The sequence below is a fragment of the Phenylobacterium soli genome (assembly GCF_003254475.1).
Classification (GTDB): Bacteria; Pseudomonadota; Alphaproteobacteria; order Caulobacterales; family Caulobacteraceae; genus Phenylobacterium; species Phenylobacterium soli.
In genome coordinates, this window is sequence record NZ_QFYQ01000001.1 from 668077 (window position 1) to 682477 (window position 14401).

Genomic DNA, 14401 nt, shown 5'->3' on the forward strand with positions numbered 1-14401 from the left:
CTCCATCTGGAGCATTCGATGCAGATTCCGCTGCAGATCACCTTCGAAGGCGGCCTGGAACCCTCGGACGCGCTGCGCGCCCGGATCGAGCGCGAAGCCGCCAAGCTCGAGAAGTTCCACGACCGGATCACCTCCTGCCGCGTGGCCGTGATCGGCCGCAGCCACCGCCAGCGCCACGGCGATCTCTACGCCGTGCGCCTGCAGATCACCGGCCCCGACGTCGCCGACGTGGTGGTCGACCGCAACCCGCCCGCCGACCACGCCCACGAGGACGCCTTCGTCGCCGTCCGCGACGCCTTCGCCGCGGCGCGCCGGCGCCTGCAGGACCGCCGCCGCAAGGCGCAGGGCCAGGTGAAGCTCCACGAGGAGCCGCCCATGGGCCGCGTCGTCCAAGTGTACCCCGTCGACGGCTATGGCTTCCTGGAAAGCGGCGACGGGCGGGAGATCTACTTCCACCGCAACGCGCTCCTGAACGGCGACTTCGAGAAGCTCGCCGTCGGCTCGCACGTGCGCTTCCACGAGCGCGAGGGCGAGAAGGGTCCCCAGGCCTCCACCGTCCACCTGGTGAGGGCCAACGGGCGGGCCTGAGGCCTAGGCGGCGCCCTCGGGCGCTTCCGCCCGGGCCCCGGCCACGAAGGCCTCGACGAGCTCGTCGTAGAGGTCGAAGCGCTTGTAGGCGCGGAAGTCCGGCGTGGCGCTGCGCCAGGCCTGCGTGAAGGCCGCGAGCCGCTCCGGGCTCTGCGCCACGCTGGCCAGCGGCCCGACCCACACGCGGATCGTGAACAGCGCGCCGCCGGTGCGCGGCAGGCGGCGCAGGGTCTGGCGCTCCACCCGCAGGCTCAGCGCCCGGCCGGCCTCGGCCGCGTCGATCTCGCCGATGCGGGCGCGGATCGGCCCTGAGTCCGGGGTGTGCAGCTCCGGGGTGTTCAGCACCGTCCAGTTGCGCCGCTCGAGGATCAGGTCGGGCCGCAGCCCCTCGAAGATCCGCTGCACGCGGGTCAGGAAGCGGCCGCCGAACCCGTTCACCGGCCCGTGCAGCTCGGCCAGGCTCCTGCCCACCACCTCGCCGGCCTTGAAGAAGCTTCCGGCCGACAGCGACAGGGCCGTCAGGCGCCACTCACCGTCGATCTTCTGCATCAGGCAAAGGTCGTCGGAGACCCGCCGGGCGGCGGCGTAGAGCGGCGGCCAGTCCTGTCCCGGTCCCTCCGCCTGCGGATCTGCGGGGCCGATGGCCGCCTCGACCAGCTCCAGCACCTCCTGCTGGGCTTCGCGCGATCCGGGCGCCTCGGCCCACACCAGCGCCGGGACGCTGGCGAACAGCGGGTCCTTGCGCCGCCAGGGCTCCGCCTCGCCGCCCTCCAGCCATTGGGCCTCGGTGATCGGCTTCAGCCCGATGGAGAAGTCGCCGCCGTCCTCCCAGGGGCGATGGGGCAGGCTCATGCGCGCCTCCGTCCGACGAGCGCGAAGCCGGCGCCGGCGACGGTGACGCCCACCGTGTCGGCCACCACGTCGCGCCAGTCGGAATCGCGGTGGATCGCCGGCGTGCCCTGCAGCACCTCCACCAGCACCCCGAGCGCCAGGGCGAAGCCCGCCACGCGCCAGGGGCGCGCCGGGAACAGCACCAGCCCGAGGCCGGCCAGCACGGCCCAGGCCGTGGCGTGCTCGGCCTTGTCCCAGAGGCTCACCTGCGGCAGCTCGCGGGCCGGCGCCAGGCACAGATAGAGCAGAACGGCGATCGCCAGGGCGTAGAGCCCCAGGCGCAGCACCACCGGCAGACGGTCGATACCCATGCGCGCCTTCTTGCACGTCCCGGTCGGCGTCTCTAGACCGCCTGGGGTTCAGGAGATGGAGCGGCAGATGGCGGTCGAGGCGGTGATCTGGGATTTCGGCGGGGTCTTCACCTCCTCGCCGTTCGAGGCCTTCAACCGCCTGGAGGCCGAGATCGGCGCGCCGAAGGATCACATCCGGCGGGTCAACGCCACGAACCACCACGAGAACGCCTGGGCGCTTTTCGAGCGGAACGAGATCGACGCCGCCCGCTTCGACGAGTTGTTCCTGGAGGAATCCACCGCGCTGGGCTTCCCGATCCGCGGCCGCGACGTGCTTCCGAGGCTCTCCGGCGAGCTGCGCCCGCGGATGGTCGAGGCGCTGAAGGCCTGCAAGCAGCACTTCAAGGTCGGCTGCATCACCAACAACGTGGTCTCGATGCACAGCCCCGGCCAGAACGAGGTCCAGCAGGCGGCAGGGGCCATGGGCCAGGTGATGCCGTTCTTCGACGCCATCATCGAGAGCTCCAAGGCGGGCGTCAGGAAGCCCGACCCCAAGATCTACCTGATGATGTGCGAGCTCCTGGGCGTGGCGCCGCAGAACTGCGTCTACCTCGACGACCTCGGCATCAACTGCAAGCCGGCCCACGAGCTCGGCATGAAGGCCATCAAGGTGGTGGACGTCGACCAGACCCTGGCCGAGCTCGCCGCCGCCACGGGCCTTTCCTTCGCATGAGCCGGCCGGTGAAGATCGGCGCCGCCGAGGCGCTCAAGGGCCTGCCGGCCTGGTCGGCGGTCGAGGGCGGCCGCGACGCCATCCGCCGGACCTTCGTCTTCGCCGACTTCAACGCGGCCTTCGGCTTCATGACCCGGGTGGCGCTGATGGCCGACAAGCTCGACCACCATCCGGAATGGTTCAACGTCTACAACCGGGTCGAGGTGACGCTGGCCACCCACGACGCCGACGGGGTCACCGAACTCGACGTGACCCTGGCGACGTTCATGGACCAGGCGGCCGGCGATCTCCGCGCAAAGTAGTCAGCCCTCACACCTCGGCGGGAGCGGCCACAAGAAGCGAAGGAGGAGACACCAAATGCCAGGACGGGTCGCGGGCAAGAAGGCCTTCATCACCGGCGGGGCCCAGGGTCTGGGCGCGGCCATGGCGCGCAAGCTGGCGGCCGAAGGCGCCAAGGTGAGCGTCGCCGACATCAACATCGAGGGCGCCAAGGCGGTGGCCGCGGAGATCAACGCCGCGCACGGCGAGGGCACGGCCTTCGCCTTCCCGCTCGACGTCACCAAGGAGGATCAGTGGATCTTCGCCCTGGAGGAGGCCGATGCGGCCATGGGCGGGATCAGCGTGCTGGTCAACAACGCCGGCATCTCCATCGGCGGCAACATCGAGCAGCTCTCCTTCGACGACTGGAAGAAGGTGATGAGCGTCAACGTCGACTCGGTCTTCCTCGGGACCAAGCACGCCCTGAAGTACATGCGTCAGAACCAGCCCGGCTCAATCATCAACATCTCCTCGATCGCCGGCCTGATCGCGGCCCACAACTCGCCGTCCTACAACGCCTCCAAGGCGGGGGTCTGGCTGCTGTCGAAGGGGATCGCCCTGCACTGCGCCAAGCAGAAGCTCGACATCCGCTCGAACTCGATCCACCCGACCTTCATCGACACGCCGATCCTCGACCCGCTGCGCCAGCAGTTCGGCAAGGAGGAGGCCGAGGCCAAGCTCGCGCGGCAGGTCCCCCTGGGCAAGATCGGCCAGCCGGACGACATCGCCAATGCGGTGCTCTACCTGGCCTCCGACGAGAGCAAGTTCATGACCGGCGCCGAGCTCAAGCTCGACGGCGGCATCAGCGCGATGTGAGGCGTCCCAGGCCCTCCCCCTCAGGGGGAGGTGTCGCGAAGCGACGGAGGGGGTTGAAGCCCCAGGCCCTCCCCCTCAGGGGGAGGTGTCGCGAAGCGACGGAGGGGGTCGAAGCCCCCGAGCCTTCGACGCCTCGCCTCTCAACCCCCCTCAGTCCGTTCCGGACAGCTCCCCCTGTGGGGGAGCATCCCGCTCAGCTCACCAGGATCGCGCCGAGCAGCAGGCGCGCGCCCGGGCGGCCCAGGGCGGCGTCGGCCTCGCGCTGCAGGGCGCGGCCGATGAAGTCGGCGTTGGGCGGCACGTTCGGCGGCAGGCCGGCGGCGTAGATCATCACCGTCTGCAGGAAGGCCGCGCGCAGCCGGGGCAGCGAGGCCTCGGCGCGGGCCCGCAGGCCGGCGTCGGGAATGTCGAGCCCGCATTCCACGGACAGCACGCCGCGGCGGCCGTTGGCCTTGGTGGTGGCCCCGGTCAGGGTGTCCATGGCCACGTAGGTGGCGCCGCCGACGCGCTTCTTCGGATCCTCCTTCTCGCCGGCCAGCGCCGACGCCGGCGCCAGGACGAGGCAGATCAGCGGCAGAAGATCACGCCGGCGCATCGGGTCAGGCGGCCAGGCCGGCCTGCTGGATCAGGCCGCGCATCTGCTCCACCTGTTCCGGCGCCTGGGAAAGCTCGATCCTGAGATCGTCGTGGCGGACCAGCTTCAGGGCCTCGGCCCGGGCGCGGTCGGCTGCGGGGCCGAGCGGCGCGGTCTCGCCGCAGGCGAGCTTGAGCAGCAGGGTCAGGCGATGCACCGCCGAGGCGCTGGCCTTGGCGAGCTGCAGGGTGAGGCGGGCGTCGGCCTCCACCAGGCCGCCGATGTCGCCGAGCTTCATCTGGATCGGCTCGCAATCCTCTGCCACCAGGCCGCAACGGCCGGCTGCGCGCTGCAGGCTGGCCAGCGAGGCGAGCCGCCCGGCCACCCCGTCGGGCGCGTTGCGGAATTCCTTCTCGAACTTCAGAGACGAGATCACCGCCTTCAGCCAGCGGCCGGCCTGGCGCTTGTTGGCCGGGCCGATGACGTTCTCGGTGAGCCAGATCAGCGCCTCGGCCTCCTCGCGCGCCGACTTGCCGGCGCCCAGGTAGGCCTCCACGAACTCGCCGGTGGTCAGCATTTTCGACCGCGCCGAGAAGGCCGACTGCACGTCCTCGAGGGGCAGCAGCTTGCCGGCGGCCGCGGTCAGCGACATGGCGAGCGCCCGCAGCACGTCGATCTCGGAGACGGCGTCGCCGGGCCGCAGGCGCCGGGGTCCGTTCAGCTCGCGCAGGATGCGCTGGCCGATGGCCGAGCGGACGTCGAGGAAGGCGTCGTCGGCCAGCCACTTGGCGAGGCGCGTCGCGGCCGGCGACAGCGGCGGCATCACCTTGGCCACCGAGGCCTCGATGCGGATCAGGGCGTCGACCGAATCGGCCGCCGCCAGGCGGGTCATGGCGGCGAGGTTGCCGCCGAGATCGAGCCCCTTGCCGAGGATGTCCTCGAGGCCGGGCTTGGAGCCGAGGATCTCGGCCAGCGGCTGGGCGATGGTCGCCAGGGCCAGCACCCGGGCCGGGCCCTTGGTCGGGGCGGCGTCGGCGAGGTCGAGCAGGCGCATGACCTTCTCGGTCCAGCCGCGGGCCGGGGAGATCGAGGCGGCGACGCCGGCGCCCAGCAGGTAGCCGCGTTCCGGCTCGTGCGCCACGCGCTCGGCGGCGGCGCAGAAGCCTTCCTTGTCCACGTCCGGCAGCTTGCCGGCCTTGCGGTCGCTGAGCAGCCGCTCGATCGAGCGCTCGATGAGGCTGTGGAAGGCGCGGATGATCTCGTGCACCGAGACGCCGCGGGCCTGGGCCTCGGGGATGGCGATCTTCTGGATCGCGTGCTGCAGGTCGGTGCCCGAGCTCTCGAGCTGTTCGACGAGGTCGGGGCGGTGCAGCAGTTCGAAGGGGGTGGCGTGGTTGCGCTCGAGCCAGCCTTCCAGCAGCCGGCCGATCCGCTCGCGGGCGTGGATGGTGTAGAGGTCCTGCGGCGTGACGCAGACGGGCTCGACGCTTTCGCGCACGACCGCCTTCTTGTGAACGATCGTCTGATCGCCCGCCTTGAAGACCGTCACCGTCATGAACCCGCGAGTTTCCTCGTCGAGGGTCTCCTTGGTGACCTTGGAAGCGACCACGCGGCCCTCGCGCCAGAGATCCTCGGCGCAGCTGATCGCCGCCGCCCTGTTCTCCGTCGCCATTTCCAGCGTCCAGGTCGAGCCCGGCGTCTTTCTGACGTAGACCTCGAAATGCACCCGTCCGTTACCCATCTTTAGGTCAGCTCCCCCCGGAGACGCCGCATAAGTTGATCGATCAACCTTAAAGCCGCGTTGATTGGACAGACTTGCATACGGCCTTTTCGAAAAAGGCCTCCGGAAGGCTTCGAAACGCCCCCTCGCGGCGCGCCCCATTGAGGCCACGGTGCAGGCCGACTAGCTTCGCGATTGTGTTCGAAGGAGACAGCGAACCCGAATGGCCAAGATCACCCTGGTGGACGACGACGAGAACATCGTCACGTCGGTGAGCCTCGCGCTGGAGAGCCATGGCCACGCCGTCAAAGCCTACTACGACGGGGCCGCGGGCCTGGCCGCGCTCGAGAACGAGCCGCCGGACCTGGCGATCCTGGACGTGAAGATGCCCCGCATGGACGGCATGGAGGTGCTGCGCCGGCTGCGCCGCTCCTCCGACCTGCCGGTGATCATCCTCACCTCGAAGGACGACGAGATCGACGAGATTCTCGGCTTCAACCTCGGGGCCGACGACTACATCCACAAGCCGTTCAGCCAGCGCCTGCTGATCGAGCGGGTGAAGGCGGTGCTGCGCCGCTCGGGCATCGACGGCGAGGAGCCGGCCGGCAGCGCCGCCGCGGCGGCCGAGGCCAGCGCCCGGGCCCTCAAGCGCGGCAAGCTCACCCTCGATCCCGCCCGTCACGACTGCCTGTGGGACGGCAAGCCGGTGAAGCTCACCGTCACCGAGTTCCTGCTGCTCCAGGCCCTCGCCCAGCGCCCCGGCTTCGTGAAGAGCCGCGACAACCTGATGGACGCGGCTTACGACGATCAGGTCTATGTGGACGACCGCACGATCGACAGCCACATCAAGCGCATGCGCAAGAAGTTCCGGGAAGTGGACCCTGAGTTCGACGCGATCGAAACCCTCTATGGCGTCGGATACCGCTACCGGGAAACCTGAGCGGGCGGCGAAGCCATCGCGCTTCCGTTGGCTGCCGGGCTCGCGCCTCGGGCGGCTGATCATCGTCCTCAACGTCCTGGGCCTGGCGATCCTCATCGCCGGGGCCCTGGTGCTGAACGAGCTGCGCCGCGGCCTCGTGAACGCGCGCATCGACAGCCTGACCACTCAGGGCGAGCTGATCGCCACGATCATGGACGAGTACGCCACGGCCGGCGATCCCGAGCCGATGATGAACTCGGCCCTCGGCAGCCAGATGCTGCAGATGCTGGCCAATCCCAAGACCCAGCGCGCCCGGCTGTTCGACGCCCAGGGCCACATCGTCGCCGACAGCGACTGGGTGGCCGACCGGGTGCAGTGGCGCGTCCTGCCGCCGGCCCGCAAGCGCGGCGAGACCGGCAATCGCTTCGAGCTGCGGCGGCTGCGCAGCCCGCCGTCGGAGAGACAGGCGCACCAGGAGCTGCAGGCCGAGGTCGCCCACGCCCTGAAGGGCCAGCGCTGGGCCGGGATGCGGGTCGGCGAGGACGGCAAGCGGGTGGTCTCGGTGTCGATCCCGATCCAGCGGGTCCAGGCGGTGCTCGGCGTCCTCACCCTGGAGGCCAACGACGTCGACGCGATCATCGCCCGCGAGCGCGCGGCGCTGATCCCGTTCATCCTCATCGCCATCGCGGTGACCCTGTCCTCCTCGCTGCTGCTCAACCGGCTGATCGCCCAGCCGGTGCGCCGCCTGGCGCGCGCCGCCGACAGCGTGCGCCTGTCCCGCGCCCGGGCGATCTCCCTGCCCGACCTCGCCACCCGCGACGACGAGCTCGGCGACCTCACCCGCAGCCTCGAGGACATGACGGATTCGCTGTCCGAGCGGATGGACGCCATCGAGCGCTTCGCCGCCGACGTGGCGCACGAGATCCGCAACCCGCTGACTTCCCTGCGCTCGGCGGTGGAGACCCTCGACCTGGTCAAGGACCCGGCTGCGCGCGAGCGCCTGCTGGCCATCCTCAAGAACGACGTCCAGCGCCTCGACCGCCTGGTCACCGACATCTCCAACGCCTCGCGCCTTGACGCCGAGCTGTCGCGCGACCAGCCGAAGTTCATCGACATGGAGCGGCTGATCTTCGACGTGGTCGCCCTCTACCAGGCGACCGCCAAGCCGGGCGACGTCAGTGTCCGCTTCGTGCCGCCCCAGGGACTGGAGCCGCCGGCGGTGATGGGTCGCGAGGGCCCCTTGAGCCAGATCTTCCGCAACCTGATCGACAACGCCCGCTCCTTCTCCCCGCCGGGCGGCGAGGTGGTGGTCGGCCTCGCCAAGGCCAAGAACCTGGTGGTCGCCACGGTCGCCGACTCCGGTCCGGGCATCCCGCCGGAGAACCTCGAGACGGTGTTCGAGCGGTTCTACACCTCGCGGCCCAAGGGCGCGGCGTTCGGCGGCAACTCCGGGCTCGGCCTCTCCATCGCCCGCCAGATCGCCCAGGCCCACGGCGGCGCCCTGCGCGCCGCCAACCGGATGAATCCCGACGGCACGGTGGGCGGGGCGAGCTTCATCCTCACCCTGCCCGAGGCGCGGGGATGAGCGTCCGTCACGCCGGCCTCGTCGCCCTGCGCCTTCGCGGCCGCTGGGCCGGCGCGCTCATCGAGGGCCCCTCGGGGTCCGGCAAGAGCGACCTCGCCCTGCGCTGCCTGGACGCCGGCTTCCGCCTGGTGGCCGACGACCGCACCCTCGTCTGGCGCTCCGAAGGCCGGCTGTTCGGCCGTGCGCCGGACAGCCTGGCCGGCCTCATCGAGGTTCGCGGCCTCGACGTGGTGGCCGAGCCGCACCTGCCGTTCTGCGAGATCCTGCTGGCCGCGCGCTGCGGCGAACCCGAGCGGATCCCGGGTCCGCAGACCCTGGACGTCCTCGGCCGCGAGCTGCCGCTGGTGGTGCTCGCCGCACGAGAATCCTCGGCCCCTGCGAAACTCAGTCGCGCGCTCGCGAGGTTTGACGGTGGCCCTGATCGTCGTATGTAGCACGGCTCGCGGAGAAGACGTCTCACGCCGCGGCGGGTGGGGATACCCTTGAGAGCAATGGCATGATCGGGCTCGTGATCGTCACGCACGGGCGACTGGCGGAGGAGTTCATCTTCGCCATGGAGCATGTGGTCGGCCCCCAGACGGCGGTCGAGGCGATCTGCATCGGTCCCGACGACGACATGGAAAAGCGCCGCCAGGACATCCTGGCCGCCTGCGGCCGCGTCGATTCCGGACAGGGCGTCATCCTGCTCACCGACATGTTCGGCGGCACGCCCTCGAACCTCGCCATCTCGGTGATGGAGCAGACCCGCGCCGAGGTGATCGCCGGCCTCAACCTGCCGATGCTCATCAAGCTGGCCAGCGTCCGCAACCGCCAGAACCTCGAGGACTGCGTCGCCTGCGCCCAGGAAGCCGGCCGCAAGTACATCTCGGTCGCCTCCTACGTCCTGGCGGGGGAGAAGTGAGCGAACCGCTCAGCCGCACCGTCGAGATCGTCAACAAGCGCGGCCTGCACGCCCGCGCCTCCGCCAAGTTCGTCAAGGTCGCCTCGGGGTTCGACGCCGAGGTGCGCGTCGCCAAGGACGGCCAGGCCGTCGACGCCCGCTCGATCATGGGCCTGATGATGCTCGCCGCCGGCCCCGGCTGCTGCATCGAGATCGAGGCCGAGGGCCCCGAGGCCCAGGCCGCCCTCGACGCCCTCTCCCACCTCGTCCAGTCCCGCTTCGACGAGGACGAGTAAGCCCGAGCCTCAGGTCTTCAGCCGCCAGCCGGTGCGGAAGATCCAGGTCACCGCCACGAGGCAGGCCGCGAGGAACGCCGAGGTGGCCACCAGGCTGACGCCGACGCCGACGTCCGAGACGCCGTAGAAGGCCCAGCGGAAGCCGCTGACCAGATAGACCACCGGGTTGAAGAGGGCGATCTCGCGCCAGACCCCGGGCAGCATGGCGATCGAATAGAAGCTGCCGCCGAGGAAGGTCAGGGGCGTCACCACCATCATCGGGATAATCGACAGCTTCTCCCAGCCGTCGGCCCAGATGCCGGTCAGGAAGCCGAACAGCGAGAAGGTGACGCTGGTCAGCACCAGGAAGGCCAGGGCCCACAAGGGGTGGACGATCTCGTAGGGCACGAAGAGCCGCGCCGTGATCGCGATGATCACCCCGAGGATCACCGACTTGGTCGCCGCCGCGCCGACGTAGCCGAGCACGATCTCCAGCGCCGAGATCGGCGCCGACAGCACCTCGTAGATGGTGCCGGCGAACTTGGGCATGTAGATGCCGAAGCTGCCGTTGGAGATGCTCTCGGTGAGGATCGACAGCATGATCAGGCCCGGCACGATGAAGGCGCCGTAGCTCACCCCGTCGACCGCCGGCATCCGCCGCCCGATCGCCGCCCCGAAGACGATGAAATAGAGGCTGGTGGTGATCACCGGCGCGGCCAGGCTCTGCACCACGGTGCGCACCCAGCGGTTCATCTCGAAGCGGTAGATGGCCTTGATGGCGTGCACGTTGAGCATCAGGCGCGCCCCTTCACCAGACTGACGAAGATCTCCTCCAGCGAGCTCTGCTCGGTCTGCAGGTCGCGGAAGTCGATGCCCTTCTTGGAGAGCTCGCGCAGCAGCTCGGCGATGCCGGTCGCCTCGGCCTGGGCGTCGAAGGTGTAGACGAGCTCGGCGCCGTCGGCGGCGAGGGCGAGCTGGTACTGGCCGAGCCCCTCCGGCACGGCCGTCAGCGGCTCCTGCAGGTGCAGGGTCAGCTGCTTCTTGCCGAGCTGGCGCATCAGGGCGTCCTTGTCCTCGACGAGGATCAGTTCGCCCTTGGAGATCACCCCCACCCGGTCGGCCATCTCCTCGGCCTCCTCGATGTAGTGGGTGGTCAGGATGATGGTGACGCCGTCTTCGCGCAGGCCGCGCACCATCTCCCACATCTCGCGGCGCAGCTCGACGTCGACGCCGGCCGTGGGCTCGTCCAGGAACAGGATCTTGGGCTCGTGGCTCAGCGCCTTGGCGATCATCACCCGGCGCTTCATGCCGCCGGACAGCGCCATGATCTTGGCGTCCTTCTTGTCCCAGAGGCTGAGGTCCTTCAGCACCTTCTCCAGATAGGCGTCGTTCGGCGGCTTGCCGAACAGGCCGCGGCTGAACTTCACCGTCGCCCAGACCGTCTCGAAGGCGTCGGTGGACAGCTCCTGCGGCACCAGGCCGATCTTGGCCCGCGCGGCGCGATAGTCGGCGCGGATATCGTGGCCGTCGGCCAGCACCTTGCCCGAGGTCGGATTGACGAGGCCGCAGGTGATCCCGATCAGCGTCGTCTTGCCCGCCCCGTTGGGGCCCAGCAGGGCGAAGATCTCGCCCTGGCCGATGTCGAGGCTGACGTTCTTGAGCGCCTGGAATCCGCCGGCGTAGGTCTTCGACAGACCCTGGATGGAGATGATCGGCTGCAAGTTGGAACCCCCAGGACCCACCAGATAGGGACCCGAGGACGGTTGAGCTAGGGCCAGGCCGACGCCCGTGTCTCCCGCTTACGGCGCGAGCCGGCTCAGGCCTTCACGTCGATCTGCTGCCCATCGCCTCTCCCCCGGACTTCGCATCGGGGAGAGGGTTGCTCAGGCGGTCCCCATCGGCCGCATCTTCAGGTCGGCCAGCAGGGCCTCGTCGCTGTTGCGGTCGGGGTTGTTGGTGGTCAGCAGCCGCCCGCCGACGAAGATCGAGTTGGCGCCGGCCAGGAAGCACAGGGCCTGCAGCTCCTTGCTCATGTGCTCGCGGCCCGCCGCGATGCGCACCACCGACTTGGGGCAGACCAGCCGGGCGACGGCGATCATCCGCACGAACTCCAGGGGATCCACCGCCTCCGACCCGCCCAGCGGCGTTCCGGGGATCGGCATCAGGTCGTTGATCGGCAGGCTCTCGGGGTGGGCGGGCAGCACCGCGAGCTGGCGCAGCAGCCCGGCCCGGTCGCGCCGCGTCTCGCCCATGCCGACGATGCCGCCGCAGCAGGTGGAGAGGCCCGCCTCGTGCACCGCCGAAAGGGTGTCGAGCCGGTCCTGGTAGGTGCGGGTGGTGACCACCTGGTCGTAGTAGTCGGGGCCGGTGTCGAGGTTGTGGTTGTAGAAGTCGAGGCCGGCCGCCTTCAGGGCCCGCGCCTGCTCGGGGCTCAGCATGCCAAGGGTCGCGCAAGTCTCCAGCCCCAGCGCCTTCACGCCCGAAATCATCGCCGCCACCTTGGGCAGGTCGCGGTCCTTCAGGTCACGCCAGGCCGCGCCCATGCAGAAGCGCTGCGCCCCGCCAGCCTTGGCCTCGGCGGCCGCGGCGATCACCGTCTCGGCGTCCATCAGCTTGGAGGCGCCGACGCCGGTCTTGAAGTGCTGGCTCTGGGCGCAGTAGCCGCAATCCTCCGGGCAGCCGCCGGTCTTCACCGACAACAGCTGGCTGATCTGCAGCTCGGTCGGGTCGAACCACCGGCGGTGGACCTCCGCCGCCCGGAACACCAGCTCGGTGAACGGCAGCTCGAACAGCGCCTCCACCTCGGCCTGGGTCCAGTCGTGACGGGGCAGGGCGGGATCCGCCGCGAGGGTCGATGCGGGACGGACGGGAGCGTTCATCGGCGGGATCCTCAACTTGCGGTGGGCGGTTAGAGCCCGCGTCGACGCGTGGGGCAAGCCGGCTTTCCCTTACGGCGCCTTCCCCGCGTCAGGCCGCCCCCCTGACCTGGATCAAGGCTGCGGGCGGCGTGGAGCGCCAATGAACTCTGTCATCAAACTGTCACGAGCTTCTTCGCCAACATTTGCTAGGAGTCCGCGTCCAACGCGGCCGGAGCCGACCGTGAGCGGGTCTCGGGAAATCGAGCTGAAATTCCTCTGCGCGCCCTCCGACCTGGGGGCGGTCCTGGCCGCGGCGCCGGACGGCGACGACGAGTCCCGCGAACTCATCAGCGTATATTTTGACACCCCCGACCTAGCCCTCCAGAAGGCCGGCGTCTCGCTGCGGGTGCGTGAGAGCAAGGGCCGCCGTGTCCTGACCATGAAGCGCGGCGTCGGACTCTCGCGAGAGGAGTACGAGGCGCCGCTCGAGGGCGACCAGGCCCCGACCGAGCTCGCGCCCCTGCGCGAGATCCTGACCGACGGCGACGCCGCGGCGCTGAAGCCCGCCTTCAATGTCCGGGTCAATCGCCGCCAGCGGCTGGTCCGCTATGGCGACTCCGAGATCGAGCTGGCGCTCGACCAGGGCGAGGTCACCGGCGGCCGCCGCGCCTCGCCGATCAGCGAGGTCGAGCTGGAGCTGAAGGCCGGCCGTCCCGAGGCGCTGTTCGAGCTCGCCCGCGAGCTCTCCAGGGCCGCGCCGCTCTATCTGTCGTTCGACACCAAGTCGACGCGTGGCCAGGCGCTCGTCGCCGACCAGCCGGTGGTCGCCCGTCGCAAGGAGAAGGTGGTGCTCGGCCACGACTGCAGCGTCGGCGAGGCCTTCCAGGCGAACGCCCGCAACGCCCTCGCCCACATCGCGGCCAACGCCCAGGTGCTGCGCGAGGCGCCGACGCCCGGGGCCGTGCACCAGCTGCGCGTCGCCGCCCGCCGCCTGCGCAGCGCGCTGGCCACCTTCCGTCCCGTGGTCGAGGACGCCGGCTACCAGTCCGTGAAAGACGAGCTGCGCTGGCTCGCCAAGGCGTTCGACCAGGCCCGCAATCTCGACGTCTTCGCCGCCGAGGTCCTCGAGCCGGCCCAAAGGATGGCCAACCCGCCCGCCGGCCTACCGGCCTTGGGCGAGGCCGTGGAAGCCGCCCGCGAAGAGGCGCGCAAGGCCGCCTGCGAGACCGCCGCCGGCGAGCGCTTCCGCGCCCTGATGATCGACGCCGTGGCCTGGGTGGAGACCGGCGACTGGACCCGCGGCGAGGCTGCCGCCGAACCGGCCCGCGACTACGCCGCCCGCGTCCTCGCCAAGCGGCTCAGGAAACTCGTCAAGCGCGGCAAGAGCCTGGAGGCCCGCGACGACGCCGCCCGTCACGAGGTGCGCATCGAGGCCAAGAAGCTGCGCTACGCCGCCGAGGGCTTCGCCAGTCTGTTCTCGGAGAAGAAAGCCGACCGCTTCGTCGGCCGCCTCAAGACCCTGCAGGATGACCTCGGCGTGCTCAACGACATCGCCACCGCCGAGACCCTGCTAGCCGGCCTCGACCTTACCCCCGAAGCCGCCTTCGCCGCCGGCGAACTCGAGGGCCTGCGCATGGCCGACAAGGCCAAGACGCTCGCCGCCGCCGCCAAGGCCCTCACCCGCCTCGCCGCCGACCGGCCGTTCTGGGCCTAAAGCCCTCTCCCGCCTGCGGGAGAGGAAGGGTGAGGGCCGGCGCGTGCGAACGGTTCCGCGCCGGATGACGGCCCAAGGGCCCTCGATCCTCCCCCAGCGCGCAGCGCGAAGAGGGGGAGGTGGTCCGGAGGACCGGAGGGGGTTGAACCCCACTCACCCCTCAGCCGCCCTGCCCCTCAACCCCCTCAGTCCCTCCGGGACAGCTCCCCCTCGGGGGGAGCATCTGCAGATTGGATTTGC

At 70.2% G+C, this 14401-nt stretch carries 17 protein-coding genes; 10 read left to right on the forward strand and 7 right to left on the reverse strand.

The annotated features are described in order from the left end of the window. Positions 1 to 18 precede the first annotated feature (18 nt). Positions 19 to 588, forward strand: coding sequence for an HPF/RaiA family ribosome-associated protein (locus tag DJ017_RS03390; protein ID WP_111527388.1), 570 nt, complete (start codon positions 19 to 21; stop codon positions 586 to 588). 3 nt (positions 589 to 591) lie between these two features. Here DJ017_RS03390 and DJ017_RS03395 read toward each other — a convergent pair whose 3' ends face one another. Both DJ017_RS03395 and DJ017_RS03400 read right to left on the reverse strand, forming a co-directional pair. Continuing rightward, the gene (locus DJ017_RS03395) at positions 592 to 1440 is read right to left on the reverse strand and encodes a heme-dependent oxidative N-demethylase subunit alpha family protein (RefSeq protein ID WP_111527389.1); all 849 of its coding nucleotides are present in this window, start codon (positions 1438 to 1440) and stop codon (positions 592 to 594) included. Then, positions 1437 to 1790 carry a VanZ family protein gene (locus tag DJ017_RS03400; protein WP_111527390.1) on the reverse strand — a complete coding sequence of 118 codons (354 nt, stop codon included), beginning with the start codon at positions 1788 to 1790 and terminating at the stop codon, positions 1437 to 1439. The genes DJ017_RS03395 and DJ017_RS03400 overlap by 4 nt, the downstream gene beginning before the upstream one ends. Before the next feature lie 67 nt (positions 1791 to 1857). Between DJ017_RS03400 and DJ017_RS03405 the strand changes: the two genes are divergently transcribed. Genes DJ017_RS03405 through DJ017_RS03415 form a run of 3 tightly spaced genes read left to right on the forward strand, consistent with a single transcriptional unit; the run spans position 1858 to position 3636 of the window. Continuing rightward, positions 1858 to 2502, forward strand: a complete 645-nt coding sequence (locus DJ017_RS03405; protein ID WP_111527391.1) for an HAD-IA family hydrolase — start codon at positions 1858 to 1860, stop codon at positions 2500 to 2502. Further along, complete coding sequence (locus DJ017_RS03410) at positions 2499 to 2804, forward strand: 4a-hydroxytetrahydrobiopterin dehydratase (protein ID WP_111527392.1); 306 nt, start codon at positions 2499 to 2501, stop codon at positions 2802 to 2804. The genes DJ017_RS03405 and DJ017_RS03410 overlap by 4 nt, the downstream gene beginning before the upstream one ends. A gap of 55 nt (positions 2805 to 2859) precedes the next feature. Then, complete coding sequence (locus DJ017_RS03415; protein WP_111527393.1) at positions 2860 to 3636, forward strand: SDR family oxidoreductase; 777 nt, start codon at positions 2860 to 2862, stop codon at positions 3634 to 3636. Between the two features lie 193 nt (positions 3637 to 3829). Here the strand turns inward: DJ017_RS03415 and DJ017_RS03420 are convergent, their stop codons facing one another. Together DJ017_RS03420 and DJ017_RS03425 are read right to left on the reverse strand one after the other, a co-directional pair. Next, complete coding sequence (locus DJ017_RS03420; protein WP_111527394.1) at positions 3830 to 4231, reverse strand: hypothetical protein; 402 nt, start codon at positions 4229 to 4231, stop codon at positions 3830 to 3832. A gap of 4 nt (positions 4232 to 4235) precedes the next feature. Then, positions 4236 to 5951 carry a hypothetical protein gene (locus DJ017_RS03425; RefSeq protein ID WP_111527395.1) on the reverse strand — a complete coding sequence of 572 codons (1716 nt, stop codon included), beginning with the start codon at positions 5949 to 5951 and terminating at the stop codon, positions 4236 to 4238. A 202-nt stretch (positions 5952 to 6153) separates the two neighbouring features. On the opposite strand from DJ017_RS03425, the gene DJ017_RS03430 reads away from it, so the two are divergent. The 5 genes from DJ017_RS03430 to DJ017_RS03450 all read left to right on the forward strand — a co-directional run bounded on the left by DJ017_RS03430 (position 6154) and on the right by DJ017_RS03450 (position 9610). Continuing rightward, entirely contained in the window at positions 6154 to 6870 is a 717-nt protein-coding gene (locus tag DJ017_RS03430) for a response regulator transcription factor (RefSeq protein WP_111527396.1), read from the forward strand. Further along, on the forward strand, positions 6839 to 8434 hold the full coding sequence (locus tag DJ017_RS03435; RefSeq protein ID WP_111527397.1) for a stimulus-sensing domain-containing protein: 1596 nt from the start codon (positions 6839 to 6841) through the stop codon (positions 8432 to 8434). The genes DJ017_RS03430 and DJ017_RS03435 overlap by 32 nt, the downstream gene beginning before the upstream one ends. Continuing rightward, positions 8431 to 8868, forward strand: coding sequence for an HPr kinase/phosphorylase (locus tag DJ017_RS03440; RefSeq protein WP_111527398.1), 438 nt, complete (start codon positions 8431 to 8433; stop codon positions 8866 to 8868). The genes DJ017_RS03435 and DJ017_RS03440 overlap by 4 nt, the downstream gene beginning before the upstream one ends. Before the next feature lie 62 nt (positions 8869 to 8930). Beyond that, positions 8931 to 9335 carry a PTS sugar transporter subunit IIA gene (locus tag DJ017_RS03445; protein WP_111527399.1) on the forward strand — a complete coding sequence of 135 codons (405 nt, stop codon included), beginning with the start codon at positions 8931 to 8933 and terminating at the stop codon, positions 9333 to 9335. Then, complete coding sequence (locus DJ017_RS03450; RefSeq protein ID WP_111527400.1) at positions 9332 to 9610, forward strand: HPr family phosphocarrier protein; 279 nt, start codon at positions 9332 to 9334, stop codon at positions 9608 to 9610. Before DJ017_RS03445 ends, DJ017_RS03450 begins: the two co-directional genes overlap by 4 nt. A gap of 9 nt (positions 9611 to 9619) precedes the next feature. Here the strand turns inward: DJ017_RS03450 and DJ017_RS03455 are convergent, their stop codons facing one another. The 3 genes from DJ017_RS03455 to bioB form a co-directional block, all read right to left on the reverse strand. Continuing rightward, positions 9620 to 10384 (reverse strand): ABC transporter permease, encoded by a 765-nt coding sequence (locus DJ017_RS03455; protein WP_111527401.1) that lies wholly within the window; start codon positions 10382 to 10384, stop codon positions 9620 to 9622. Further along, on the reverse strand, positions 10384 to 11310 hold the full coding sequence (locus tag DJ017_RS03460; protein ID WP_111527402.1) for an ABC transporter ATP-binding protein: 927 nt from the start codon (positions 11308 to 11310) through the stop codon (positions 10384 to 10386). The genes DJ017_RS03455 and DJ017_RS03460 overlap by 1 nt, the downstream gene beginning before the upstream one ends. Before the next feature lie 162 nt (positions 11311 to 11472). Beyond that, positions 11473 to 12468 (reverse strand): biotin synthase BioB, encoded by a 996-nt coding sequence (gene bioB, locus DJ017_RS03465; protein ID WP_111527403.1) that lies wholly within the window; start codon positions 12466 to 12468, stop codon positions 11473 to 11475. A 220-nt stretch (positions 12469 to 12688) separates the two neighbouring features. On the opposite strand from bioB, the gene DJ017_RS03470 reads away from it, so the two are divergent. After that, positions 12689 to 14161: a CYTH and CHAD domain-containing protein gene (locus DJ017_RS03470; RefSeq protein ID WP_165830514.1), complete on the forward strand. Its 1473-nt coding sequence runs from the start codon at positions 12689 to 12691 to the stop codon at positions 14159 to 14161. The last annotated feature ends 240 nt before the right edge of the window (positions 14162 to 14401 follow it).

Excerpts from the sequence above, each read along its gene's own strand:
- bioB (WP_111527403.1), bottom strand. The coding sequence starts at position 12,468 with ATGAACGCTCCCGTCCGTCCCGCATCGACCCTCGCGGCGGATCCCGCC.
- DJ017_RS03400 (WP_111527390.1), bottom strand. The coding sequence starts at position 1,790 with ATGGGTATCGACCGTCTGCCGGTGGTGCTGCGCCTGGGGCTCTACGCC.
- DJ017_RS03395 (WP_111527389.1), bottom strand. The coding sequence starts at position 1,440 with ATGAGCCTGCCCCATCGCCCCTGGGAGGACGGCGGCGACTTCTCCATC.
- DJ017_RS03425 (WP_111527395.1), bottom strand. The coding sequence starts at position 5,951 with ATGGGTAACGGACGGGTGCATTTCGAGGTCTACGTCAGAAAGACGCCG.
- DJ017_RS03455 (WP_111527401.1), bottom strand. The coding sequence starts at position 10,384 with ATGCTCAACGTGCACGCCATCAAGGCCATCTACCGCTTCGAGATGAAC.
- DJ017_RS03415 (WP_111527393.1), top strand. The coding sequence starts at position 2,860 with ATGCCAGGACGGGTCGCGGGCAAGAAGGCCTTCATCACCGGCGGGGCC.
- DJ017_RS03410 (WP_111527392.1), top strand. The coding sequence starts at position 2,499 with ATGAGCCGGCCGGTGAAGATCGGCGCCGCCGAGGCGCTCAAGGGCCTG.
- DJ017_RS03430 (WP_111527396.1), top strand. The coding sequence starts at position 6,154 with ATGGCCAAGATCACCCTGGTGGACGACGACGAGAACATCGTCACGTCG.
- DJ017_RS03445 (WP_111527399.1), top strand. The coding sequence starts at position 8,931 with ATGATCGGGCTCGTGATCGTCACGCACGGGCGACTGGCGGAGGAGTTC.
- DJ017_RS03405 (WP_111527391.1), top strand. The coding sequence starts at position 1,858 with ATGGCGGTCGAGGCGGTGATCTGGGATTTCGGCGGGGTCTTCACCTCC.
- DJ017_RS03435 (WP_111527397.1), top strand. The coding sequence starts at position 6,839 with ATGGCGTCGGATACCGCTACCGGGAAACCTGAGCGGGCGGCGAAGCCA.
- DJ017_RS03440 (WP_111527398.1), top strand. The coding sequence starts at position 8,431 with ATGAGCGTCCGTCACGCCGGCCTCGTCGCCCTGCGCCTTCGCGGCCGC.
- DJ017_RS03420 (WP_111527394.1), bottom strand. The coding sequence starts at position 4,231 with ATGCGCCGGCGTGATCTTCTGCCGCTGATCTGCCTCGTCCTGGCGCCG.
- DJ017_RS03390 (WP_111527388.1), top strand. The coding sequence starts at position 19 with ATGCAGATTCCGCTGCAGATCACCTTCGAAGGCGGCCTGGAACCCTCG.